Here is a 22,521-nt window from a genome sequence, read left to right as displayed (position 1 = left end):
CTCAGCCGAGCAGCGCGATGCGCGCAATGGCGTAAAGCGATGCGAGCGCGCCGACGGCGCACGCGAAGATGACGAGCAGGTGCAGGGTGATCTCCAGCGAACGCTGGTGGATGTAGTCCTCGATCACGACCTGCAGACCGAGCTTGGCGTGCCAGAACGTGGTCACGACGAACAGTGCGAACGCGATCGCGTTAAACGGCCGGCCGAGGACCGCCTGCACGGTGGCGAGATCCGCGCCGGCGAGCGAAACCAGCGTCCCCACGAACCACGCGAACAGCGGGATCAGGGCCACGGACGTCACCCGCAGCCACCAGAAATGCTCCGTGCCCGATTTGCCCGACCCCAGTCCGCGCGCACGCGCGACCGGCGTGCGGTAGTCCTTCGGCCGCGCCGTCTCGGCCGGTGTCTTGACGTCGCTCATGCGGCACCCCGCAGCGCCACGAACCAGATCGCGGCAGTGAGCACGACGCTCAGCACGATCACCACATAGCCGGACCGGTAGACCTCGGGAAGTTCGAAGCCCCAGCCCGCGTCCCACATCAGATGCCGGATGCCGTTGAGCAGGTGGTAGACCAGCGAGAAGGTGAACGCGGCCAGCGCGACCATGCCGAGCGTGGAGCCCAGGTAGGCCGAGGCCGTCGCGTACGCCTCCCCGCCCTCGGCCACGGCCAACAGCCACCACGCCAGGCCGAACGCACCCACGGACGCGACGATGCCGGTCACGCGATGCATCAGGGACAGCACCGAAGTCATCTGAAGGCGATACAGCGTGCCCAGCATGAACGGTGACAGGGGACGGTTACGGTGTGCCATCGTGATGCAGGTCTCCTCGCTGGCGGCGTGTGTGCGCCGCGTGGCCGGTGGTGCGGATCCGCTCGCCGCGCGAGGGATCAGAAATCGATGCAGCGCCCGTTCTTTTCCCAGTCGCCGTAGCGCGTGGGATCGGGACCGTCCCGCCCCCCGATTTCGGGAGCAGGTTCGGGAACCGGGGTGGTCGCCGGCGCCGGATCCGTGTCCGACGGCGGCAGGTCCGCCGCGTCGCCTATGATGTCCGGGCTGGTCATCCGTTCAAGTCTAGTTCCAGGCACCATGTCAGACAAGCCGCGCACTGCACCCACCTTCCCGTTCCTGCTGCCCGACATCCACGTGGTGACGCTGCGGGGCCGCGATGCCCGGGCGTTCGCCCAGGCCCAGTTCATGAACGATGTCGATGCACTCGTGCCCGGCGCGTGGCACTGGAGCGGATGGCTGACGCCGAAAGGCCGGGTGATCGCGCTGTTCGCTCTCGTTCGCTGTGATACCGATTCCTTCTACGTGGTGTTGCTCGATGCGGATCCCGTCGCATTCGTCGCAGCGCTGCAACGCTTCATCTTCCGCAGCAAGGTCGAGCTCGCCGCGGCGACTGGACTGGTGGCGAGCGGTACCTGGTCGATGCCGTCGGACGGGGGCGGCCATGTTGCCCGCATCGATGGCGAGGCCGTGCAGCTCGACCTCGGCGCGGCTGCGCATCCGCGCATCCTTTGCATGGGACCCGCGGCGGCCGCGCCGGTCGTGGACAGCGAACAGCTCGCGCGCTGGCGCAGCGTCGATCTCGGCTTCGGTCTGCCGCGCCTGCCGACGGACCAGGCCGGGACCTGGACGCCGCAACAGCTTTCGCTCGACCGCCTGCGCGCCTTCAGTGTGCGCAAGGGCTGCTATCCGGGTCAGGAAATCGTCGCGCGTACCCACTTCCTCGGCCAGGCGCGCCGTGGTCTCGTCGCCTTGCACGGCGCCGCCGCTGCGTCGGCCGGGGACGACGTCGCGCAGGACGGGCAGACGATCGGTCGGCTGGTCAGCGTCGCGTCCGAGGTCCAGTTGGCGGTGCTGCCGCTCGAGCGACCCGATCTGCCGCTGTCGGTCGGCGCTTCGCCGGTCGTCGCGGTGCCCCTGTCGGACGGCCTGGCGCGCTGAGCCGGCTGCGCCGCGTCTGCAACATTGCGCTGTTAAGCTCGGCGCGACGGGCGCCGTCAGCCGCCCGGCACAGGCCGTCTTCCTGAAGGTCGGGATGGGCGGTCGCGTATGAACCGCACCGAGGGGAATTGCCGTGAATCCGATCGCGTCGCCTGCGGCCCGCGCCGCTGCCCTGCTTCCGCTGCTGCTCGCCGCCTGCGCGAGTGCCCCCCCCGCCTCCGAGCCGATGCCGGCCGCACCGCCCCCGCCCCGCGCCTTCGTCGAGCGGCTCGATGCCGACGGAATGTTCGCTTTCGGTGCAAGCGATCTCTCGGCCATCAGCGCAGGGGGCCGGGCCGCGCTGGACGCGCTGGCCGCCACCCTGACCTCGGGCCGCCCGCTCGAGGTGGTCCATGTGATCGGCCACAGCGACCGCGTCGGCGCGGCCCAGGCCAACCTGCGGCTGTCGACGCGCCGGGCCGAATCGGTGCGTGACTATCTCGTCGCACGCGGTGTTCCCGCGGACCGGATCACTGCCGTCGGCCGCGGCCACGTCGAACCGTTAGCGGACTGTCCCGATGTCCGTGGACAGGCACTGATCGAGTGTCTCGCGCCGAACCGCCGGGTCGAGGTGCGAGTGCGGTTCGCCGACTGATGCGGTAGCGGGAGCCCGGGACCGTCTAGACCAGTGCCCGGGCGGCATCGACGATATCGGACTCGCACGGGATGACCAGCAGCGCTGCGCCCGCCAGCGGCGTGTAGGTATCCGCGCCGACGACGCGCCGCAGGGGCCGGGCGCCCAGCCCGGCCTCGACGATCGCGGTCACGATCCCTTCCCCCACGCCTGCGCTGCGCCGTCCCTCGTCGACCACGACGACCCGCGCGCACGCGGCGGCATGTCGCGCGATCTCGGTCTCGTTGAGCGGCAGCAGCCAGCGCAGGTCGAGCACACGGACCGACCAGCCGTGTTCGGCCTGGATCTCGCGGGCCGCGCGCAGGCTCATGGGCACGCCGTTGCCGAAGGTGATGATCAGCAGGTCAGAAGCCTCGGCATCGTAGACCCGCGGCTCGCCGAGCGGCATCGCCTCGTCCGGCGGCGGATACGCGGTGAGCCAGGCACCGTCGCCGGGATACAGATCCTTGGTCATGTACAGGGCGATCGGCTCCAGGCACATGCAGACCCGACCGTCGACCCTGGCCAGCGCCATCAACGTGCGCAGCATGGTCACCGCGTCGTCGCCGCGCGACGGGCAACCGACGACGAGGCCGGGAATGTCGCGCAGCGCGGTCACCGAATTGTCGTTGTGGAAGTGGCCACCGAACCCGCGCTGGTAGCCCAGCGACGCCACGCGCACGACCATCGGATTGCGGTACTGGCCGTTGCTGAAGAACTGCAGGCTCGCCGCTTCGCCGCGGATCTGGTCGCAGGCATTGTGGAAATACGCCAGGTACTGGATTTCCGGCAACGGCAGCAGGCCCATGTTGGCGTAGCCCTGCGCCATGCCCAGGATCATCGTTTCGTCGAGCAGGGTATTGAATACCCGGCGTCCGCCCAGGGCCTTCTGCAGCCCCTTGGTGACCGTGTAGACACCGCCCTTCTGGGCCACGTCCTCGCCGAACAGCAGCGCCTCCGGGTATTTGAGCAGCAGGTCGTGCAGACACTGGTTGAGCTGGATCGCCAGGTGCCGCGGGGGTTGATGCTCGGGCAGTCGGTCCTCGCCGCCGAATGCCGCCGCGCGCTCGACCGGCGGAATGCAGCGGATCGCCTCGTCACGCACCGCCGACGGCGAATACGGCGCCAGCGGCGCGATGATCGCCTCGAGTGAGGTCAGCCGCGGCCGCCGGTCGGCGGCTTCGGCGGCTGCGAAACACCGGGCGCGGAGCGCGGCGTACAGCTCGAGAATGGCCGGCGCGGACATCACCCCCGATTCAAGCGCGATCGAGGCCGAGCGCAGCAGCGGATCGCTCGCCTCCGCCGCGCACAGTTCATCCAGCGCGCGCCACTCGATCTCGAAATCCGTGCCGGCGTGGCCCATCAGACGGGTCGTGCGCAGGTGCAGGAAGGTGGGCCGGCGCGTGCGGCGGCAATGCTCGACCGCGCGCTGCACGTCGCCGAAGCCGGCAGCGAGGTCGAGGCCGTCGGCCGCGAAGTAATCGAGCCCCGCCCGCTGCGAGAAGTTGCGCGCCACCCAGCCTTCCGGGGTGCGCACTGAAATGCCGATGCCGTTGTCCTCGCACACGAACAGCACCGGCGCGGGCAAGCCCTGGTAGCTGGCCCAGGCCGCCGCGTTGAACGCGGTCTGCGCGGTGGCGTGGTTGCTCGATGCGTCGCCGAACGAACAGACGACGATGCTGTCGTCCGGCACCGGCAGCACGTGCCCGATCCGCCGTGCGTGCCCGATCGCCATGGCCGTGCCGAGCGCCTTGGGAAGATGCGAGGCGATGGTGGACGTCTGGGGCAATACCCACAGTGGCTTGCTTCCCCACACCTTGTGCCGCCCACCGCTGGCCGGATCGTCCCGGCTGGCAGCCAGCGACAACGCGGAATCGAGCACGGGGTCCAGGCCGGGCACCTTGCGGGACCGCTCGGCCATGAATGCACCGCTGCGATAGTGAAGAAAGGCCGGATCCGTGTGCCGGGTGAGGCGCCCGACCAGGGCGTTGCCTTCGTGGCCGCTCGAACCGATCGTGTAAAAGACCTTGTTCTGGACCCGGAGCACGCGCGCCATCAGGTCCAGATGGCGACTGATCAGCTGCGATTCGAACAGCTCGCGGAAAGCGGAGACCCCCAGCGCGCTGTCGGCCAGGATCGCCGAGTCATCCTGCGGTGGCGTGCGGCACGACGTGCCCGACCAGTCCCGGACGAACTCCTGGAAATTGACGTCGCAGATCTCGGCGCGGTTGAGTCCGCGCATGCGGGCGGGAATCGGATCGGGAACGCGCTGGAAGGTCATGGGCTCGTCCGTCAGTCGTCGGAAGATCGGCAGGCGTGGGCGAAACGTGCGACCACCTCGGCCGGCGGCGCGGGCATGGCGTGATAGGCCGGCGTCGCTTCGACCCGGGCCAGCCAGTCGCGCAGGGCCGGATACGGCGTCAGGTCGTAGCCGCCCTCCTCTGCCACCGCGGTGTAGGCGCTCAAGGCGATGTCGGCGATGCCGTACCGGGCGCCGGTGAACCAGGGGCTGGTCCTCAGATGCCCGTCCATGAGCTGCAGGGCGACGTGGCCGCGGGCCTGCAGGCCCGGCAGGGTGGATCTGCGCGCGTCGTCCAGCGCGGTCCAGCCGCGGATGAAACGCGCCACCGCCACGTCGGGGTCGTGACTGTACTGCTCGAAGAACAACCACGAGAAGGCCTGGGCACGCGCCCATGCGTCGTCGGGCAGGAACGCCGTGCCTTCGGCGAGCCAGACGAGCATCGCGTTGGATTCCACCAGCACGGCACCGTCCTCGCGCTGCAGCACTGGCACCTTGCCGTTGGGGTTGAGCGCGAGGAACGCCGGGCTTCGCGTCGCACCGGCCGGGCTGTCCACGTCCACCCACCGGTGGGGCCGGCCCAGCTGGTCGAGCAGCAGGCGGACCTTGTGGCAGTTGCCCGACGCGCGGTACCCGTAGACAGTGATCACGGTATCCGCTGCCGCCGGGCCCGCGCCGCGTTCCACTCGGCGCGCGATTGCCCCCAGATCTCGACGGGCAGTTCGTGATACGGCTCGGGCAGGCGGCCCATGCGCAGGCGACACGAGCCGAGCTTGCGTGCGACGCCCTTGGAGGCCACGTTGTCCGGATCGATGGTGTGGATCACCTCCGACCAGCCCAGGACGTCGAAGGCCCAGTCGATCGTCACGGTGGCCGCCTCGTGGGCGTATCCATGTCCCCAGGCGTCGCGCACCACGCCCCAGCCGACTTCCGTGCCGGGCCAGCCCTCGGGCCGCCAGGGGCCCACACGCCCCAGCCATCGTCCGCTGCGTTTGTCGATCAGCGAGAACATCGCCGAGCCGTTCAGATGCCAGGCTCCGACCATCGTCGCAAGCGAACGCCACGCAGTCGCACGCGGCTGTGTGCCGCCGATGTGGCGTGCGGCCTCGGCGTCGCCAAGAAATGCTGCCCACGCCTCGAAGTCTTCGACCGACGGAGGGCGCAGCCAGAGCCGTGGCGTTTCCAGCGTCGGGCCCAGTGGCGAGAGCGGCCGCGCGATCACGCCGCGTCGCCGCCGCGCCGCGCGCGCCATTGCGCCGCGCTCTGCCGCCAGATGTCCACGGCGACTCCATCCGAAGGCGGCGGCAGGCGTCCCGGCCCGGTGTTGATCGATCCGAGCCGCTGCGCGAGCCGTTGCGAGGCGACGTTTCCCGGCTCGATGCAGTGGATCACCGCATCCCAACCGAGGTGGTCGAACGCCCAGTCCATCGCCGCTGCCGTCGCTTCCCGGGCGTAGCCGCGCCCCCAGGCGTCGGGGTGGAACACGAAGCCGATCTCGTTCCCGGGCCAGCCCTCCGGACGCCAGGGCCCGGACTGGCCGAGCCAGCGTCCGGTCGCGGTATCGATCACCGAGAACATCGCGAATCCCTGCACGAGCCACGCGCCCGGCATCTGCAGGAAGCGCCGCCATGCCCCCGCACGCGGCAGATGCCCGCCGATGTGGCGCGCAGCGACGGGGTCGCCGATCACCTCGGCGTAACGCTCGAAATCCTCGATCCGCGGCACGCGCAGCGTGAGGCGCGCGGTCGTCAGTACAGGAAAGGTCAAGACCCATGCTCCTGCGGACCGGCCCGGCTCGTCCGCGTGCCGAGTCGGGCGCGACCGGTGCGCAGGTGCGCTGCGGGCCGGCACGCGAGCCGCGTCCTGATGGGTTTGCCCGATGGCGGCGTTCGCACCGAGCGCTCAGAACGCATTGATACCGGTGAGCTCGCGCCCCACGACGAGCTGATGCACGGTTTCGGTGCCCTCGTAGGTGATCACCGATTCCAGATTGAGCGCGTGGCGGATCGGGCAATGTTCGGTGGTGATGCCCGCGCCGCCGAGCAGATCCCGGGCCTCGCGTGCGATGTCGATGGCCATGCGGCAGTTGTTCCATTTCGCGAGCGACACCTGGGTGGGCTGCATCGTGCCGGCGTCCTTGAGCCGGCCGAGCTGCAGCGACAGCAGCTGCGCGGTGGTGATGCGGCGGGCCCAGTCTGCCAGCTTGATCTGCGCGCTCTGGGTCGCGGCCACCGGGCGTTCGAAGAGGACGCGCTCCTTCGAATACCGCAGCGCCTCGTCGAGACAGGCGATCGCGGCCCCGATCGGGCCCCAGGTGATGCCGTAGCGCGCCTGGTTGAGACAACCCAGGGGGCCCTTGAGGCCTTTCACGTTCGGCAGCCGGTTGGCGTCGGGTACGCGCACGTCGTCGAAATAGAGTGCGCTGGTGACCGACGCGCGCAGGCTCATCTTGTGCTTGATCTCCTGTGCGCTGAAGCCGCGGAATCCGCGCTCCACCAGAAACCCCTGGATCCCGTCGTCGGTCTGCGCCCAGACGATGGCCACATGGGCCAGATTGCCGTTGGTGATCCACATCTTGGCGCCGTTGATCACCCAGTCGTCGCCATCGCGGCGGGCGTGGGTCTTCATGTTGGCGGGATCCGAACCGCCGTGCGCCTCGGTCAGGCCGAAGCAACCGATCACCTCGCCGGCAGCCATCTGCGGCAACCAACGCCGCCGCTGGGCTTCGTCGCCGTAGGCATGGATCGGATACATGCACAGCGACGACTGCACGCTGGCGAAGCTGCGCAGGCCGGAATCGCCACGCTCAAGCTCCTGGCAGATCAGCCCGTAACTGACGGAGTTGAGACCGGCGCACCCGTACGCCTCGGGGAGGGTCGCGCCGAGCAGGCCGAGCGCAGCCATCTCCGGAACGAGCTCGGATGGAAAGCGTCCGGCATCGAAGCAGTCGCCGATGATCGGCAGCACGCGCTCATCGGTGAACCGTGCGACTGCATCCTGCACCGCACGCTCCTCCTCGCTGAGCAGCGCGCGCACGTCGTAGAGATCGTAGGGATGCAGGGCCATGGGCGCTCGACCGACAGAGAGACCTGCATTCTAGCCAGGCGTCCCCTCGTCCGTTGGGGCGGCGCAACAAAAACGGGCCGGCTGATGCCGGCCCGTTCCAGGTCTCCCGGAAGCGCGCAGTCTCAACCGCGCTCGGCGACATCCACGGCGGCGGTCATGATCCGGCCGTTCACCACCGGCAGACGTTCGCCCGGGGCCTCGTCCATGCGGATCGTGCGCTCACTGCCGTCGTAGCGGTACGTGACGTCGTAACCGATGGTCTTCTCCTCGTCCCCGAGCAGGATTCGGTTGCCGGGCTTGCTGTCGGTGCGCATCGAGCCGGTGGTGCCGTCGGGATTGCGATAGGTCACGTTGTAGGCGACCACGCGCGAGGACTGCGCCGAATCCTGCACGGTGCGGCACTGTCGGTCGACGCGCTCCACCACCCGGCCGCCGACATGATTGCGGTCGATCCGGTTGCCCACGTACCCGCCGGTCGCAGCGCCGGCGACGGTCGCCACCTTGCGTCCATTGCCACCCCCGACCTGGTTGCCGACCAGACCGCCGATCAGCGCACCCGCCACCGTGCCGCCGACGTTGCCGTCGCGTTCGGGCAGCCGCTCCTGCACGACGACGTCCTGGCAGACCTCGCGCGGAGAGGTGGTGGTCATGGTTTCGCGCACCGGCTCGGTGCCCAGCACCGTCGCGAAGATCTGCCCCGACTCCGTCACCGGGCGGACCGTGAGCACGTCCGCGTATTCGAGCGCATCACGCGGCGCGTCGACCACCTCACCGGTGGCGGCGTCGACGGTCGATGCGGCCGCTGACGTCGGCTGATCCGCGCGCGGCACCGCATCCCGGCTGTTGTGATAGGCCCCAACGGCCACGCCGCCCACCAGCAGCGACGCCAATGCGATCGCGAGAGTATTGCCTTTCATCGGGGTCTCCTTCGGCCTCGGTGGCCAGTCGTGCGTCGAAGCGATTGCAACAGTTTCAAGCTGAATGGAGGCCGCAGATTCGGTCGACAGACTGACGCAGCGGTGAACGAAAGCGACGTCCAGCGTCCATGCATCCACGCGTGCTAGCGTTGACGCACCCCCTGCGCCGAGGCACCGATGCCCAGTCCGTTCTCCGCTCCGCTGGTCGCCTGGCTGTCGCGATTGAGCTATCCCCGGATGTTCGTGGTGATCGCCACCCTGTTCGGGATCAATCTGCTGATTCCCGATCCGATCATCCTGGTCGACGAGATCCTGCTCGGTCTGGCCACCGTGATGCTGGCCAAGCGCAAGCGTGACCCGGCACCTGCCCGAAGCCCGCGCGGTGCAGGCCGCGACCCGATCGACGGCCAGGCGCGTCGCCGCTGACCGCTCGGGGGCGCGGCGCATGGGCGCCCTGATCGACAGCCATTGCCATTTCGACGTCGATGCATTCGACGACGATCGCGACGCCGTGCATGCGCGCGCACGTCAGGCCGGCGTGATCCACCAGATCGTGCCCGCGATCGACCGCGCGGGGTGGGACCGGCTCGGCGCGGTCTGCGCCGGACACCTCGACCTGCACCCCGCCTGGGGCCTGCATCCGGTATTCCTCGACGCGCACGTACCCGAAGACCTCGAACACCTCGAAGCACGCCTGCATGCCGATCGCCCGGTGGCCGTGGGCGAATGCGGTCTGGACTACTTCATCGATGGCCTGGACCGCGATCTCCAGGCGATGTACTTCGATCGCCAGCTGGCGCTGGCACGCGCTCACGACCTGCCGGTGATCGTGCACGCCCGTCGCGCGGTGGACGCCGTGATCGCCGCACTTCGCCGCCACACCGGCATCCGCGGCGTCGTGCACAGTTTTTCAGGAAGTCCGGAACAGGCCGCCCAGTTATGGACCCTCGGATTCCATATCGGCATCGGCGGGCCGGTCACCTACGAGCGGGCGCGACGCCTGCACCGTGTGGTGGCCGCACTCCCGCCCGAGCAGCTGCTGCTCGAGACCGATGCTCCGGACCAGCCCGACAGCGCGCACCGCGGGCAGCGCAACGAACCCGCGCGGATCAGGCGGGTCTGTGAAGTGGTCGCAGGCCTGCGCGGTGAAAGCATCCGCGAGGTCGCGAACCGGACCACGGCGAACGCCGCCCGCCTGTTCGGCCTGCCCCTGCCCTGACGCGGCTTCGCACGTCACCACTCGCGACGACCTCACTCCGCCGCACGCGGAGGCTTGAGCAACAGGTCCAGCGCCTTGCCGACAGCCGCGAACGCGAACGCACCGGTGATGTGGGTCGCGGCGCCGAGCCCGCCGCCGCAGTCCAGATTCAAGGCTGCGTCGGGCCCCAGTTGGGGGCGCAGGCCGCAGACGCTTCCGTCGGCTTGCGGGTAGCGGACGTTCTCCAGCGAATACACCGCGGGCACGCTGAAATAGCGCTTGGGCCCTTTCGGGAAGTTGAACTCCGCGCGCAGCTTCTTGCGGATCAGCGCCAGCATCGCGTCGTGCTCGGTGCGCGAGAGATCGCGCACGCGCACCAGCGTCGGATCGACCCGCCCCCCCGCAGCGCCGACCGTGAGCACCGGCAGCTTCCGACGACGGCACCAGGCGATCAGCTCGACCTTGCTGCGGAAACTGTCGCAGGCATCGATCACCAGGTCGTATCCGCGCCCCAGCATCTCGTCGAGATTGGCGGGGGTCACGAAGGCCTCGATCGCATGCGCCGTCATCCCGGGATGGATCGCGCGACAACGCTCGGCCATCACCCGCACCTTGCTGCGTCCGTATTGGCCTTCGAGTGCCGGCAACTGGCGATTGGTATTGGACACACAGAGATCGTCGGCATCGATCAGGGTGAGCATGCCGACGCCGCTGCGCGCGAGCGCTTCGGCTACCCACGAGCCCACACCGCCGAGGCCGACGATGGCGACATGGCACCCGAGGAGTCGCGCCACCGTGCCCTGTCCATACAGCCGGTCGATGCCGGAAAACCGGGCGCGCGCGTCTTCGTTCATGCGTCGAATTCTACCCGTCGGCCGCACGCCCGGTCTTCCGGGCGCGCGACATCGGCGTGCTAAGGTCGCGGCCCTTCCGCCAGCGGACCTCGCCGATGTCGCAGCCCCCACCTGCTGCTTCCGCCGCCGCGCGCTATGCCGTGGTGCTGGTCGTCGGTCTCGTCGCGGGCGCGTTCCTTCTGGTCGCGGCGTTGCGCGCGATCGAGGCCCGCAAGGACTGGCAGGTCCATTACCCCCACGCAGTGATGCGCCTGTTCGAAGCGCAGTCCGCCCAACTCGACGCTCTCGTACGCGCGGGCACGTGCACAACGTCGGACATCGCCCCGCGGTTGCGCACACTGCGTGCGCTGGCCGACGATCTGGATCCGGCGTTTCCGGCGCTGCGCGACCACCCGGCGTTCGGCAGCCATGGCGACGCGTTGCGTACGGATGTCGAGGCGATGCTCTCCGCCCCGCCCGCAAGCTGCGAGGCGCTCGGGGACGCGCTGCGCAGGATCGACGACGCCTGCACCGCCTGCCATCGCGACGTACGCTTCTACTGACTGCCTGTTGCGTCGCAGCATCGCGGCGACTGAATCCCGACTGCATCGCACATGAGAGACGGCGCGCGGACCGGTGGAATTGCTGCGCCATTCACACGCGCTTCCCTAGCGTGGCCACGTCGGGCAGCTGCCCGTGCTTCCAGACCCGCAATGCTGCGTACGCAGTGGAGGAAACACCCATGAAACAGCGTCTGATCGGAACTGCCCTCGTCGCCGCGTCGCTCGCACTCGCCGGCTGCGCCACGTCGCCGGGCGGCTCGGGCTACGGCAACAGCGGCTACGGCGGCGGCTACGGCAATCGTCCGGCCAACTGCTACGACTGTGGCACCGTCACGCGGATCGAGGCGATCGGTGGCAATACGAACCCCAACATCGCCGGGCCGCTGATCGGCGGCGTCGTCGGCGCCGTCGCGGCGAAAGAGCTCGCACGCCGGAACACCGACAGCGAGGGGCGGCGCAATGTCGCGATCGGCGCCGGCGCCGTGGGCGGCGCGGTCGCGGGCAATGCGATCCAGAATCGTGTCGAGGGTGGTGGCCAGTACAACGTCCACGTGCGCATGCAGGACGGACGGACCACGGTCGTCACCCAGAGCGATCTGGGTGGCATCCAGGAAGGCGCCTACGTCCGGGTGCAGAACGGTCGCGCTTACGTCTATTGATCGATGCCACGGATCGAATCCGGATCATAAAAAAACCCGGCCGCGAGGCCGGGTTTTCAATTTGGGGCGATGTGGGATCAGAGCGGAGTGACCGCATCCGCCTGCAGGCCCTTCTGGCCCTGGACCACTTCGAACTCGACCTTCTGCCCTTCCTGCAGGCTCTTGAAGCCGGTGCCCTGGATAGCGCGGAAATGCACGAAGACGTCTTCGCCGCTTTCGCGACTGATGAAGCCAAACCCCTTGGCGTCATTGAACCACTTCACGATACCTGATTCACGAGGCATGTTGCTCTCTCTCCCTGGAACTGTCCGATGTTTCGATCGATGAAACGCCTGTCAGGCGGCTGGTTGCAAGGAGAACACGGGTGCGACGATGCAGCGGACCGGTGGGACGAGCCAACACGAACCTACTCACGCAGGGTCACGAATCACGGTGACCTTGACAAACACAGCGTCTGCAAAGTACCCCGGCAAATATGAAAATGCAATCGAGTGAAACAGGGCGCCAAACGCCGACCCCGAACGCTGATCCGGCGACATCCGCATGGAGCTGACCGGGCTGTTCTACGTGCTCGCGGCGCTTCTGATGCTGATCGGAATCGCGGGTGTCGTGCTCCCGGCGTTGCCAGGCCTCCCACTGCTGTTTTCAGGCATGCTTCTGGCCGCCTGGGCAGGCGGCTTCGAGCGCGTGGGTGCAGCGGTGCTGGTCACGCTCGGCCTGATCACGGCAGCCTCGTTCCTGATCGATTTCTGGGCGACCGCCCTCGGCGCAAAACGGGTCGGCGCGAGTCGCCTCGCGCTGCTCGGTGCCGTCATCGGTACGGTCGTCGGCCTGTTCTTCGGGATTCCCGGCCTGTTCGCGGGTCCGTTCGTGGGCGCGGTGGCCGGCGAACTCGTCAGCCGGCGCGACCTGCGTCCGGCCGGACTCGGTCAGGCCACGCGGGTCGGCTTCGGTACGTGGGTCGGCATCGCGCTGGGGGTCGCGCTCAAGCTCTCGCTCGCCGTGCTGATGCTCGGGCTCTTCGCATTCGCGTGGTGGTTCTGACGCGACAATGTCCGGATGCCCGCACCGTCTGACACCCGCGCATCCGCTCATCCCGTATCGGCGGGATCTCTGACCGCCATGGCCCGGATCCTCGTCCTGCTGTGCCTGCTCCTGTGCATGACCCCGGCAGATGTACTCGCCTCCCCCGCGGTTGCGCCCGATGCGGTGGTCGTTCCGGACGTGGACGTCCTCGGCCGTTTCGACGCGGTCTACGAGGAAGCGTATGCACGCATCGGCCGGCTGATCGCCAGCCTGCCGCTGCTTCTGGCGGCCGTCGTCATCGTGCTCGTCGCGGCGCAGGTGGCGCGCTTCGTCTCGAACCGGCTGCACTGGCTGCGGCTGCGCACGCGCAATCCGTATCTCGACGGGCTGATCAGGCGCGTCGTGCGGGCGGTGATCCTCATCGCTGGCGTCCTCGTGGCCCTCGACCTGCTCAACGCGACCGCGCTGGTCGGTGCTCTGCTGGGTTCGGCCGGCGTACTCGGGCTCGCCCTGGGCTTCGCCTTCAAGGACATCGCCGAGAATTACATCGCCGGCGTGCTGCTGAGCCTCCGGCGCCCGTTCGCGCCGGGCGACACGGTACGCATCGACAACCACGAAGGCCGGGTGGCCGCGCTCAGCGCGCGCGACATGGTGCTGGTGACGATGGACGGCAACGAGCTGCGCCTGCCGAACGCGCTGGTGTTCAAGGCGGTGCTGCTCAACTTCACCAGCAACCCGACCCGGCGTTTCGATTTCAGTTTCCAGATCGACCAGAGCCAGTCGATCCGGCGCGCACAGACCCTCGCGCTGGCCGAGATCGCAGGCATCGACGGTGTCCTCGACACCCCGGCGCCGTCCTGGACCGTGGTCGAGGCGACGCCGTCGGGAATCACCTTGCGCTTCTTCGGCTGGATCGATCAGCGCACGAGCGATCTGGGCAAGACGCGGAGCGAGGCGATCCGCCTCGTCAAAGGCGCGTTCTGGCGAGCGGGCATCGAAACTCCCCGCAACACGAGCCATGTGCTGCTGGGGCGCGCCGACGCCGCCGGAGCAGCGGAGCCGGCTATCGAAGTCGAGCCGGCCACCAGTCTCGGCGTGGATACCTCCGTGAACCGTGATATCGACCCGCAGGTCGCCGAGGCACTCACCAGCGAGCAGAACCTGCTCAACCCCAAGGACACCACCGCATGAGATTGACCCGCGCCTCCCTGTCCGTCGCCCTTGCCGGCGCATCGTCATTCGCTCTGGCGCAGCCGGCGCCGTCCGCTCCCGCCAGCGTCGAGGCCTGCGTGGCGGTCGAAACCGATGCCCAGCGTCTCGCCTGTTACGACGCCGCGCTGGGCCGTCAGGCGCGCACGTCGGCCGCGGCGGACACCGAGGCCGCGCAGGCCCGGGCCCTGCTGGACAACCCTGCGGTGCGCGCCGACGCGATGGCCGACACGCCACGCGGCGGCCGCAACCTGTACGCGCACGACGGTACCTCGCGCCTGGCCGATGCGATCGCCAATGCCGGCCAGGGTTCCCTGCTCGACAGCCGCTGGGAACTCGCCAAGGATTCCAAGCTCGGCATCTTCAACCTGCGCGCGTACAAGCCCGTCTATCTGTTGCCTGCGTTCTGGACCTCGGATGTGAACCGCGCACCGACCTCGCCCAATCCCGACAACGTGGTGCAGGTGCCGCAGGCACTGGACCACCTGGAGGCGAAGTTCCAGATCAGCTTCAAGACCAAGGCGGTGGAAAACCTGTTCGGCAGCAACGGCGACATCTGGATGGGTTACACCCAGAGCTCGCGTTGGCAGGTCTACAGCACCGACGAGTCGCGGCCGTTCCGGGAGACCAATTACGAGCCGGAAGTGCTGATGGCGTTCCGCACCGGCTACCGGCTGCCCGGCGGCTGGAGCGGCCGGATGGCGGGCGTGGGGATCAACCACCAGTCCAACGGACGCGGCGATCCGCTGTCGCGCAGCTGGAACCGGGTCATCTTCAACGTGGGCTTCGATCGCGAGGACTGGGCGCTGATGGTGCGCCCGTGGATCCGTCTGTCGGACGGCAACGACGACGACAATCCGGATATGGAGGATTACATGGGGCGTGGCGATGCGACTCTCACCCATGTGCGCGGCGAGCACGAGTTCTCGCTGATGGCCCGCCATACCCTGCGCGGCGGCGATCGCTCGCGAGGCGCGCTGCAGTTCGACTGGGGCTTTCCGATCCACCGCAACTTCCGTGGTCATGTGCAGATATTCGACGGTTACGGCGAAAGCCTGATCGACTACAACCACAAGGCGACCTACGTGGGTCTGGGCATCTCACTGCTGGAGTGGTTCTAGACACCATCGCCGCCGCAGACATCGGGTCTGCGCGCTGCCGCGGGTGACGCCGTCGGGCAGGTGACACCGGATGGCCGCGTGCGGGCCGATGGCGCGGTGCGTGCATTCGCGCCTGCGTCGTCGTCGGCACTGTCATCGCTGCTCGCCTGGGACAGCAATGCGGCGGGAGACGGGCTCGAAACGCGGGTGGGAGGACGTGGCCGGATGCTCCGGCCAACAGGCCGTTGGCCGCGGGCGCATCGGTCCGCGAGGCCTCCCGGCCGGCCCCAATCGGCGAACCGGCGTCGACGTGGCTCCAGTATCGGACGGCGCAATCCCGTGGGTCGTCATGCGCGACCGACGGCAGGCACACCAAGCCAGGGCCGGTCCGACGATCGGTCGGCGTGCCGGCGATCGCGGTCCAGGCGGGCCGGGCCGCCGCGGACGGTCGCCGCTCTGCCCGTCCGGCCGCCAGGACGGCTCGGGGGCAACGTGGGCGGCGCGACTGCGCAATCGCAGGCCGGTACGCAGGACGATGGCGCCGGATTCCCGCAGGCAGTCGCCCGCATGGGGCCACGCTAGGGCACGCCCTACCTGTATCCGTGCGCCGGCGACGCGAGAATACGCACACGCCCGCAATCCACGCTCCGGAGAACGCCATGTCATCCGCCGTCGACCTGCGTACCCCCGCGACGACCGACCGCCACGCCTTCGCGCCCTGGGACAGCGGCGCCGGTGCCTGCGCACGCTACACCGTGCAATCCGGGCAGACGCTCGGCGACGTGGCCGCCCTGCTGGGCGTGGACCCGCGGTTGCTGGCGGAGGCCAACGGCATCGCCAATCCGGACATGGTCTATCCGGGCGACAACCTGTCCATGCCCGCCGCCGCCCGGGCGGCGACACCCGACGGCGCGGATGCGCCGACCGGCTTCGATTACCAGTCGATCCAGGGCGTACGCGGCAATGCCAACGTCACCCCCGAATTCATCGCGAAGGTCGAGGAGATCGCCGCGCGGATCGGCGCGCGGCCCGAGCATCTGATGGCCGTGATGAGCTTCGAGACCGGCGGCGCCTTCAGCGCATCCACGGTCAACCCCGTGTCGAACGCCACCGGACTGATCCAGTTCATTCCCGCGACCGCGCGCGCGCTGGGCACCAGCGTCGAGGCCCTGGCGCGCATGAGCCCGGTGCAGCAGCTCGACGTGGTCGAGCAGTACTTCGCCCAATACGAAGGTCGGCTCGGCACGCTCGAGGGCGTCTACACCTCGGTGCTGTCGGGACGCGCCACGCCGGATCCGGATGCGACGCTGCGCACCCCGGCCGGGCGTGATTTCGTGCGTGGCAATATCGAGTACACGCAGAACGCCGGTCTCGATTTCAACCGCGACGGCCGCATCACCTCCGGCGAGGCCACCCAGGCGGTGGCCTCGCGCCTGTACGGCGGCGTGGGCGCGGTGCAGCAACGGCTGCTCGATGTCGATGCGGTGCCTCAGGCGCAGCGTGCGGGATTCGTCGACGCCGAGTTCGGCCCGAACACGTCGGGCGCCATCCGCGCGTTCCAGGCCGCCAACGGCTTGCCGCCGACCGGGCTGCTCGACGACGCGACCGGACGCAGCCTGTTCGGCCTGGACGCGGCGCCGCCGACCTCGCAGCCTGCGCCGCCCACGGCGCCGGATGGCAATGGCGCGTTGCCGCAGGGCGTTTTCCGCCGCGGCGACAGCGGTGCGCAGGTCGCCGCGGTGCAGGATGCCCTGGTGGGACTCGGCTTGCTCGACGCCGGAACCGCGGCAGCCGGGCGTGGCACTTTCGGTCCGGCGACCGAGGCTGCGCTCACCGCCTTCCAGCGCAACGCGGGCATCGCCGCTGACGGTATCTACGGGCCCGACACGCGCGCTGCGTTCGCGCGGGCCGTGCAACCGGACGACGGGGCGACGCCGGCGCCGCCCGCCGGCTCGGCCGGCGCATTGCCCGCGGGGATCCTGCAGCGTGGTGCGACCGGCGACGGCGTGGCTGCCGTGCAGACGGCCCTTGTCAGGCTCGGCGTGCTCGACGCGTCGACCGCGACCGCCGGCAGCGGCATCTTCGGCCCCGCCACCGAAGGCGCCGTGCGCAGTTTCCAGTCCGCAGCGGGGCTGCGCGTCGACGGCGACTACGGGCCGGATACACGGGCAGCGATGGACGCGGTACTCGGCGGCGTCGGCGTCGAGCGGAATGCGAACGCCTCCGTGATTCAGGGTCTGCACGAGCGGCTGGTCGCCCTCGAGCACATGACCGCGGCCGACGCGGCCGCGGAGAACGGAAACTTCGGAACGCGGACCGAAGCCGCACTGCGGGACTTCCAGGCCGACAACGGCGTGCAGGCGACGGGCATCCTCGGCCCGACGACGTTCCAGGCGCTGCAACGCGCCGGTGCCGGGGACCGCTGGCCGGTGCCGGGCCAGTTCACCATCAACCGGGCGGACAAGCCCGGCGAGGGTGAAGGCGAGTTCGGTACCGCGCGCGCGGGCGGACGGACGCACATGGGCGTGGACATCAACGGCCCCGTCGGCGCCCGGGTGGAGTCGTACAGCAACGGCGAGGTCATCTTCGCCGGCCAGATGAGCGGCTACGGCAACACGGTGATCGTGTACGACCCGACCACGCGCCTGCAGACGGTGTATGCGCATCTCGACACAATCGGCGTGCGGGTTGGTCAGGACGTGACGACCAGTACCCAGGTGGGCACGCTGGGCCGCACCGGCAACACCCCGTCGACCGGCGATGCCCATCTGCACTTCGAGGTGCGCCCGAACTCCAACGGCGCGCCGCTTGATTCACGCGCGGTGGATCCGTTCGCCGGCTACCTGTCGCGGCCCTGAGCCGGGTGCCGTCCGCGTTGACGCCGTTTCGGGCCGCCGGCGCTACGCTGCGGTGATGAAGCTCGCTCCCTTCGCGATCGTAGTCCTGCTCTCGGCCTGCGCAGCGCCTTCGGCCCCGCCGGTCGCTGCAGCGTCGACGTCGACCTTGGGGGTGGACTCCGCAGGGACCGGAGACCGCGTGGAGGCCTCGGCTGCCGATCGCGCCGACTGCCCGTGGCGCGACACCTCGGGCGTGCTGCGCCTCGGGCGCTATGCGCTCGAGACACCGGTCGAGCAGCTGCCGGCCACGCTGCAGCGCCTGCCCGGCTGCATCGTGCAGCCCGCGGGGGGCGTGGTCGATTGCGAGCTGCGCGATAGCGATGGCGTGGCCTACCTCGCCGACCAGCAGGGACTGATCCGCATCGAGGCGCGTGCCGGAGAGGCGGGGGATGCGGTCCTGCCGCTCGGCCTGCGCTGGGGCGACACACGCGACGAGGTTGCCGCAAGGCTGCAGGCCCTGCCCGCAGGCGCACTGCGCGACGCACTGCACGCACAGCTTCGCGCCGGCGGCCCCCTCGCCACCGGGTTTTGCGTCATCCACGGCGCTCACGACCCGGCGAGCTGGTACATCGACTTCGACGCCGACGGCCGGTTGGCACGGACCGGGCTGCGGTTGAACGCCGGATGATGTCGCGCGCGCACCGCTGGTCAGGGATGCTGCTGGGCGCCGCGGCGCTCGCGGGCCTGGTGGCGTGCGCGCAGGATGCCGGGTCCATTGATGGCGGTGCTCGCCCGGGGGGCGCGGTCGATATCGACCCGAATCCGGCTTCGCAACCGCCGGCCGCCTCTGCCGGCTCGCTCGCCGCGCCTGCGCGCCGTGTCCTCGTCGACTTCCGGCAGCCCGTGACCGATCCCGTCGGGGTCCCCGAGGTCGAGCAGTCCCGCGTCCTGGCGCTCGCGTTCCCTCAGGGCGTCCCGGCCGGCGCCGTGGTGGCCGATCATCGAGAGGGCCGGTTCACCGCGGACGCGCCGCAGCAGGCGTGGCTGGTGCTGCCCCGCGGCGCACGCGCCGCGCAACCTGGCGCGACTCCGGCCCTGCTGCTGGTCACCCGCGGCGACACGGTCCATGCGCGCCTGCCGATGGAGGTGCCCTATCTCACCATTCCCGCGATCGCCGACATTGACGGTGACGGCCTCGACGACCTGCTGCTGCGGACCGATGGCACCCAGATGGGTGAAGCGTTCGCAGCGCTCGACGCGGTGTCGCTCGCCGGCGGCGCAGCGCGGAGGGTCGACCGCTTCGCGAGCGCGTTGTCCATCCCCTGCGGCGTGGTGGCCGGGGCCGAAGCCGGCGCGGCCGTCATCGAAATCGTGGATGGCCGACTGCAGCGGCGCGATTTCCGTGCGCCTTGCCCCGCGGACGGCGCCCCCGCAGCCGCCGACTACACCCCCGCGCCTCAAGCACCCGGTTGAGCGCTGCCGGGATTTGGCGCACGCCGGGATCCGACCCGACGACGCATGAAGGCCGACGCGACCCGTGGTCGTCCACGCAGGATTCGATGCGCCGGGCCGGAGCGCCAGGCACGGTCGCTGGGCGAATCGAAAACGCCATGCCATCTCGCCCGCCCCATCTGACCCTGTGGAGCGGCTCGCGCCACATGCAGGCTTACGCCGACGCCGCATGCCGGGTGCGTGCACGGGTCAGCGTGGCGTCCAGCGTCGAACAATGCCTCGCTACATCGATGCAGCGGGCGATCGGCACCGGCCGGGCTGCCTGGGCTGCGGTCCACACCCTTCCGAACCGCCCTGCCCGCTGCAGAACCCCGACCGGCGCGCCACGGGGCGCCCTCCCGTACTGTCGCCGGCCCCGTTCGGCAGCTGGCGGCGCGCCGGACGTCCTTCAGGCCCAGTCCGTGATGCCTTCGCGCCGGTAGACCTCGGCGAACGACGGACGTGTCTTCATCAGGCGCGCGTGCGCCGCGAGCGCCGGCCAGCTGTCGCTCGGCCTCGGCATCGCGCGCGACCAGCGCATCAGCATCGTCAGCACGAAATCCGCCGCCGACACGTGCGCACCGAGCAGATAGGGGCCGTGCGCCTGCAGGTGGTCGGCGATCTGTTGCCAGGCCGTCTCGAGCTGTACCCGGGCGCGCGCCATCACCAGGTCCGCATTGACCTCGCCGGCCGGCTCGTGCGGATAGAACCAGGCCCGGTACGGCGGCATCAGCGTGTAGACACAGATGCACATCCAGCGGTAGTAGTCACCGCGCGCCGCTGTCCCGGGCGGCGGCGCCAGGCCGGCCTGTGGATGCAGGTCGGCCAGATGCATCGCGATGGCGGCCGATTCGGTCAGGACCTGACCGTCGATCAGCAGGGTCGGCACGCGTCCTGCCGGATTGATCGCGAGATAGTCCGGCGCCTTCTGCGCCTGCAGCTCGAAATCGAGCTCGCGAACCTCGTGCTCCACGCCGAGTTCGATCAACAGCCAGTGCACCACCATCGACGCGGTGCTGCGCGCACCGTAGAGCACAACGGACATGGACCGACTCCATCGAAGCAGCAAAAACTACCGTACCGGCGCTCGGCCGGCACGACGGACGCGTCAGGCGACCTCGACCACCGGAATGCCGCCGATGCGGGCCTTCCATTCGCGCGGCCCGGTCTCGTGCACCGAGGTGCCGGCCGAATCGACGGCGACGGTCACCGGCATGTCCTGCACTTCGAACTCGTAGATCGCTTCCATGCCGAGATCCTCGAACGCGAGCACCTTCGCCGCCTTGATCGCCTTCGACACCAGATACGCCGAGCCGCCGACCGCCATCAGATACACCGACCGGTGCTTCCTGATCGCCTCGATCGCGGCCGGGCCACGCTCGGCCTTGCCGACCATGCCCAGCAGGCCGGTCTGTTCGAGGATCTGGTCGGTGAACTTGTCCATGCGCGTCGCGGTGGTCGGGCCCGCGGGGCCGACGACTTCGTCGCGCACCGGATCGACCGGGCCGACGTAGTAGATGAAACGGCCCTTGAGATCGACCGGCAACGTCTCGCCGCGGTCGAGCATCTCGACCATGCGCTTGTGCGCGGCGTCGCGGCCGGTCAGCAGTTTTCCGCTCAGCAGCAGCACCTCGCCCGGCTTGAAGGTCGTGACCTCGTCCGGGGTGATCGTGTCGAGGTCGACGCGGCGCGCGCCGGTCGGGTTGTAGGTCAGCTCCGGCCAGTCGGCGAGCGACGGCGGATCGAGCATCACCGGACCGCTGCCATCCAACGTGAAATGCGCGTGGCGCGTGGCCGCGCAGTTGGGGATCAGCGCGACCGGCAGGTTGGCCGCGTGGGTCGGGAAATCCTTGACCTTGATGTCGAGCACCGTGGTCAGGCCACCCAGGCCCTGCGCGCCGATGCCGAGCGCATTGACCTTGTCGAACAGTTCCAGCCGCAGTTCCTCCGCTCGGTTCGACGCCCCGCGCGCCTTGAGGTCGACGATGTCGATCGGCTCCATCAGCGACTCCTTGGCCAGCAGCATCGCCTTCTCGGCGGTGCCGCCGATGCCGATGCCGAGCATGCCGGGCGGGCACCAGCCGGCGCCCATCGTCGGCACGGTCCTGAGCACCCAGTCAACGATCGAATCAGACGGGTTGAGCATCGCGAACTTCGACTTCGCTTCCGAGCCGCCGCCCTTGGCCGCGACGATCACATCGACCGTATTGCCCGGCACGATCCTGACGTTGACCACGCCCGGCGTGTTGTCCTTGGTATTGATGCGCTTGCCTGCGGGATCGGCGAGCACCGAGGCGCGCAGCTTGTTGTCGGGATGGTTGTAGGCCCGACGGATGCCTTCGTTGACCATGTCCTCGACCGACATCGTCGCGTCGTCCCAGCGCACCGACATGCCGACTTCGAGGAACACGGTGACGATGCCGGTGTCCTGGCAGATCGGCCGGTGACCCTCGGCGCACATGCGCGAATTGATCAGGATCTGCGCGATCGCGTCCTTCGCGGCCGGCGAGGCCTCGCGCTCGTAGGCGGCGGCGAGATTCCGGATGTAGTCGACCGGGTGGTAGTAGCTGATGTACTGCAGCGCGTCGGCGACGGACTGGATCAGGTCGTCCTGGCGGATCTGGGTCACGGCGCTCAAGGGCTTGGATTCGGGGCCGATAGTGTAACCTCAGCCGCCGCTGCACCTGGCTCCCAGCGGGCCTTCACGGTGCCGCCGGCGTC

25 protein-coding genes are annotated in these 22,521 nt (G+C 69.4%); 12 read left to right on the top strand and 13 right to left on the bottom strand.

Annotation, left to right across the window (positions count from 1 at the left end):
- Position 1 precedes the first annotated feature (1 nt).
- The 3 genes from sdhD to H0E82_RS15745 form a co-directional block, all read right to left on the bottom strand.
- Complete coding sequence (gene sdhD, locus H0E82_RS15755) at positions 2-421, bottom strand: succinate dehydrogenase, hydrophobic membrane anchor protein (protein ID WP_180546400.1); 420 nt, start codon at positions 419-421, stop codon at positions 2-4.
- The gene (gene sdhC / locus H0E82_RS15750; RefSeq protein WP_180546399.1) at positions 418-813 is read right to left on the bottom strand and encodes a succinate dehydrogenase, cytochrome b556 subunit; all 396 of its coding nucleotides are present in this window, start codon (positions 811-813) and stop codon (positions 418-420) included. Before sdhC ends, sdhD begins: the two co-directional genes overlap by 4 nt.
- A gap of 77 nt (positions 814-890) precedes the next feature.
- Positions 891-1,064, bottom strand: coding sequence for a DUF1674 domain-containing protein (locus H0E82_RS15745; protein WP_235974338.1), 174 nt, complete (start codon positions 1,062-1,064; stop codon positions 891-893).
- A gap of 25 nt (positions 1,065-1,089) precedes the next feature.
- Here H0E82_RS15745 and ygfZ point away from each other — a divergent pair, with 25 nt between their 5' ends.
- Positions 1,090-1,950: a CAF17-like 4Fe-4S cluster assembly/insertion protein YgfZ gene (gene ygfZ / locus H0E82_RS15740; RefSeq protein WP_180546398.1), complete on the top strand. Its 861-nt coding sequence runs from the start codon at positions 1,090-1,092 to the stop codon at positions 1,948-1,950.
- A 133-nt stretch (positions 1,951-2,083) separates the two neighbouring features.
- A complete protein-coding gene (locus H0E82_RS15735) occupies positions 2,084-2,584 on the top strand; it encodes an OmpA family protein (RefSeq protein ID WP_180546397.1) in 501 nt (166 codons plus the stop codon).
- A 25-nt stretch (positions 2,585-2,609) separates the two neighbouring features.
- Here H0E82_RS15735 and H0E82_RS15730 read toward each other — a convergent pair whose 3' ends face one another.
- The 6 genes from H0E82_RS15730 to H0E82_RS15705 form a co-directional block, all read right to left on the bottom strand.
- Positions 2,610-4,883 (bottom strand): thiamine pyrophosphate-dependent enzyme, encoded by a 2,274-nt coding sequence (locus H0E82_RS15730; protein WP_180546396.1) that lies wholly within the window; start codon positions 4,881-4,883, stop codon positions 2,610-2,612.
- A gap of 11 nt (positions 4,884-4,894) precedes the next feature.
- A complete protein-coding gene (locus H0E82_RS15725) occupies positions 4,895-5,548 on the bottom strand; it encodes a glutathione S-transferase family protein (RefSeq protein ID WP_328797077.1) in 654 nt (217 codons plus the stop codon).
- Positions 5,548-6,123, bottom strand: a complete 576-nt coding sequence (locus H0E82_RS15720) for a GNAT family N-acetyltransferase (RefSeq protein ID WP_328797059.1) — start codon at positions 6,121-6,123, stop codon at positions 5,548-5,550. The genes H0E82_RS15725 and H0E82_RS15720 overlap by 1 nt, the downstream gene beginning before the upstream one ends.
- Positions 6,120-6,668, bottom strand: coding sequence for a GNAT family N-acetyltransferase (locus tag H0E82_RS15715; RefSeq protein ID WP_180546393.1), 549 nt, complete (start codon positions 6,666-6,668; stop codon positions 6,120-6,122). Before H0E82_RS15715 ends, H0E82_RS15720 begins: the two co-directional genes overlap by 4 nt.
- Positions 6,669-6,803: 135 nt before the next feature.
- The gene (locus H0E82_RS15710) at positions 6,804-7,967 is read right to left on the bottom strand and encodes an acyl-CoA dehydrogenase family protein (protein ID WP_180546392.1); all 1,164 of its coding nucleotides are present in this window, start codon (positions 7,965-7,967) and stop codon (positions 6,804-6,806) included.
- Positions 7,968-8,089: 122 nt separating this feature from the next.
- Positions 8,090-8,884 carry a glycine zipper 2TM domain-containing protein gene (locus H0E82_RS15705; protein ID WP_180546391.1) on the bottom strand — a complete coding sequence of 265 codons (795 nt, stop codon included), beginning with the start codon at positions 8,882-8,884 and terminating at the stop codon, positions 8,090-8,092.
- A 177-nt stretch (positions 8,885-9,061) separates the two neighbouring features.
- Between H0E82_RS15705 and H0E82_RS15700 the strand changes: the two genes are divergently transcribed.
- Together H0E82_RS15700 and H0E82_RS15695 are read left to right on the top strand one after the other, a co-directional pair.
- Positions 9,062-9,310: a DUF6116 family protein gene (locus tag H0E82_RS15700; RefSeq protein WP_180546390.1), complete on the top strand. Its 249-nt coding sequence runs from the start codon at positions 9,062-9,064 to the stop codon at positions 9,308-9,310.
- 19 nt (positions 9,311-9,329) lie between these two features.
- Positions 9,330-10,103: a TatD family hydrolase gene (locus tag H0E82_RS15695; RefSeq protein ID WP_180546389.1), complete on the top strand. Its 774-nt coding sequence runs from the start codon at positions 9,330-9,332 to the stop codon at positions 10,101-10,103.
- A gap of 32 nt (positions 10,104-10,135) precedes the next feature.
- On the opposite strand, the gene H0E82_RS15690 is transcribed toward H0E82_RS15695, so the two are convergent.
- Positions 10,136-10,936 (bottom strand): tRNA threonylcarbamoyladenosine dehydratase, encoded by an 801-nt coding sequence (locus tag H0E82_RS15690; RefSeq protein WP_180546388.1) that lies wholly within the window; start codon positions 10,934-10,936, stop codon positions 10,136-10,138.
- Positions 10,937-11,031: 95 nt separating this feature from the next.
- Between H0E82_RS15690 and H0E82_RS15685 the strand changes: the two genes are divergently transcribed.
- Positions 11,032-11,478, top strand: coding sequence for a hypothetical protein (locus H0E82_RS15685; protein WP_180546387.1), 447 nt, complete (start codon positions 11,032-11,034; stop codon positions 11,476-11,478).
- A 179-nt stretch (positions 11,479-11,657) separates the two neighbouring features.
- Complete coding sequence (locus H0E82_RS15680) at positions 11,658-12,137, top strand: peptidoglycan-associated outer membrane lipoprotein precursor (protein ID WP_180546386.1); 480 nt, start codon at positions 11,658-11,660, stop codon at positions 12,135-12,137.
- Positions 12,138-12,214: 77 nt separating this feature from the next.
- On the opposite strand, the gene H0E82_RS15675 is transcribed toward H0E82_RS15680, so the two are convergent.
- The gene (locus H0E82_RS15675) at positions 12,215-12,421 is read right to left on the bottom strand and encodes a cold-shock protein (RefSeq protein WP_180546385.1); all 207 of its coding nucleotides are present in this window, start codon (positions 12,419-12,421) and stop codon (positions 12,215-12,217) included.
- Between the two features lie 259 nt (positions 12,422-12,680).
- On the opposite strand from H0E82_RS15675, the gene H0E82_RS15670 reads away from it, so the two are divergent.
- The 6 genes from H0E82_RS15670 (at position 12,681) to H0E82_RS15645 (ending at position 19,782) form a co-directional block, all read left to right on the top strand.
- Entirely contained in the window at positions 12,681-13,181 is a 501-nt protein-coding gene (locus H0E82_RS15670; protein ID WP_180546384.1) for a DUF456 domain-containing protein, read from the top strand.
- Between the two features lie 78 nt (positions 13,182-13,259).
- On the top strand, positions 13,260-14,354 hold the full coding sequence (locus H0E82_RS15665) for a mechanosensitive ion channel family protein (protein ID WP_180546383.1): 1,095 nt from the start codon (positions 13,260-13,262) through the stop codon (positions 14,352-14,354).
- Positions 14,351-15,493: a phospholipase A gene (locus H0E82_RS15660; RefSeq protein ID WP_180546382.1), complete on the top strand. Its 1,143-nt coding sequence runs from the start codon at positions 14,351-14,353 to the stop codon at positions 15,491-15,493. Before H0E82_RS15665 ends, H0E82_RS15660 begins: the two co-directional genes overlap by 4 nt.
- 638 nt (positions 15,494-16,131) lie before the next feature.
- Complete coding sequence (locus H0E82_RS15655) at positions 16,132-18,330, top strand: peptidoglycan-binding protein (RefSeq protein ID WP_180546381.1); 2,199 nt, start codon at positions 16,132-16,134, stop codon at positions 18,328-18,330.
- Between the two features lie 55 nt (positions 18,331-18,385).
- The gene (locus tag H0E82_RS15650) at positions 18,386-18,997 is read left to right on the top strand and encodes a hypothetical protein (protein WP_180546380.1); all 612 of its coding nucleotides are present in this window, start codon (positions 18,386-18,388) and stop codon (positions 18,995-18,997) included.
- Positions 18,997-19,782, top strand: coding sequence for a hypothetical protein (locus tag H0E82_RS15645; RefSeq protein ID WP_180546379.1), 786 nt, complete (start codon positions 18,997-18,999; stop codon positions 19,780-19,782). The genes H0E82_RS15650 and H0E82_RS15645 overlap by 1 nt, the downstream gene beginning before the upstream one ends.
- Before the next feature lie 427 nt (positions 19,783-20,209).
- Here H0E82_RS15645 and H0E82_RS15640 read toward each other — a convergent pair whose 3' ends face one another.
- Entirely contained in the window at positions 20,210-20,845 is a 636-nt protein-coding gene (locus H0E82_RS15640) for a glutathione S-transferase family protein (protein WP_180546378.1), read from the bottom strand.
- A 63-nt stretch (positions 20,846-20,908) separates the two neighbouring features.
- The gene (locus H0E82_RS15635) at positions 20,909-22,429 is read right to left on the bottom strand and encodes a fumarate hydratase (protein WP_180546606.1); all 1,521 of its coding nucleotides are present in this window, start codon (positions 22,427-22,429) and stop codon (positions 20,909-20,911) included.
- Positions 22,430-22,521 lie beyond the last annotated feature (92 nt).

The sequence above is a fragment of the Luteimonas deserti genome, from assembly GCF_013425765.1.
GTDB classification, from domain to species: Bacteria; Pseudomonadota; Gammaproteobacteria; order Xanthomonadales; family Xanthomonadaceae; genus Luteimonas; species Luteimonas deserti.
This window is presented reverse-complemented; position numbering and strand designations above follow the sequence as displayed.

Coding starts and splice junctions, on each gene's coding strand:
- sdhD (WP_180546400.1), bottom strand. CDS start 421: ATGAGCGACGTCAAGACACCGGCCGAGACGGCGCGGCCGAAGGACTAC.
- sdhC (WP_180546399.1), bottom strand. CDS start 813: ATGGCACACCGTAACCGTCCCCTGTCACCGTTCATGCTGGGCACGCTG.
- H0E82_RS15745 (WP_235974338.1), bottom strand. CDS start 1,064: ATGACCAGCCCGGACATCATAGGCGACGCGGCGGACCTGCCGCCGTCG.
- ygfZ (WP_180546398.1), top strand. CDS start 1,090: ATGTCAGACAAGCCGCGCACTGCACCCACCTTCCCGTTCCTGCTGCCC.
- H0E82_RS15730 (WP_180546396.1), bottom strand. CDS start 4,883: ATGACCTTCCAGCGCGTTCCCGATCCGATTCCCGCCCGCATGCGCGGA.
- H0E82_RS15710 (WP_180546392.1), bottom strand. CDS start 7,967: ATGGCCCTGCATCCCTACGATCTCTACGACGTGCGCGCGCTGCTCAGC.
- H0E82_RS15705 (WP_180546391.1), bottom strand. CDS start 8,884: ATGAAAGGCAATACTCTCGCGATCGCATTGGCGTCGCTGCTGGTGGGC.
- H0E82_RS15700 (WP_180546390.1), top strand. CDS start 9,062: ATGCCCAGTCCGTTCTCCGCTCCGCTGGTCGCCTGGCTGTCGCGATTG.
- H0E82_RS15695 (WP_180546389.1), top strand. CDS start 9,330: ATGGGCGCCCTGATCGACAGCCATTGCCATTTCGACGTCGATGCATTC.
- H0E82_RS15690 (WP_180546388.1), bottom strand. CDS start 10,936: ATGAACGAAGACGCGCGCGCCCGGTTTTCCGGCATCGACCGGCTGTAT.
- H0E82_RS15685 (WP_180546387.1), top strand. CDS start 11,032: ATGTCGCAGCCCCCACCTGCTGCTTCCGCCGCCGCGCGCTATGCCGTG.
- H0E82_RS15680 (WP_180546386.1), top strand. CDS start 11,658: ATGAAACAGCGTCTGATCGGAACTGCCCTCGTCGCCGCGTCGCTCGCA.
- H0E82_RS15675 (WP_180546385.1), bottom strand. CDS start 12,421: ATGCCTCGTGAATCAGGTATCGTGAAGTGGTTCAATGACGCCAAGGGG.
- H0E82_RS15670 (WP_180546384.1), top strand. CDS start 12,681: ATGGAGCTGACCGGGCTGTTCTACGTGCTCGCGGCGCTTCTGATGCTG.
- H0E82_RS15665 (WP_180546383.1), top strand. CDS start 13,260: ATGGCCCGGATCCTCGTCCTGCTGTGCCTGCTCCTGTGCATGACCCCG.
- H0E82_RS15660 (WP_180546382.1), top strand. CDS start 14,351: ATGAGATTGACCCGCGCCTCCCTGTCCGTCGCCCTTGCCGGCGCATCG.
- H0E82_RS15655 (WP_180546381.1), top strand. CDS start 16,132: ATGTCATCCGCCGTCGACCTGCGTACCCCCGCGACGACCGACCGCCAC.
- H0E82_RS15650 (WP_180546380.1), top strand. CDS start 18,386: ATGAAGCTCGCTCCCTTCGCGATCGTAGTCCTGCTCTCGGCCTGCGCA.
- H0E82_RS15645 (WP_180546379.1), top strand. CDS start 18,997: ATGTCGCGCGCGCACCGCTGGTCAGGGATGCTGCTGGGCGCCGCGGCG.
- H0E82_RS15640 (WP_180546378.1), bottom strand. CDS start 20,845: ATGTCCGTTGTGCTCTACGGTGCGCGCAGCACCGCGTCGATGGTGGTG.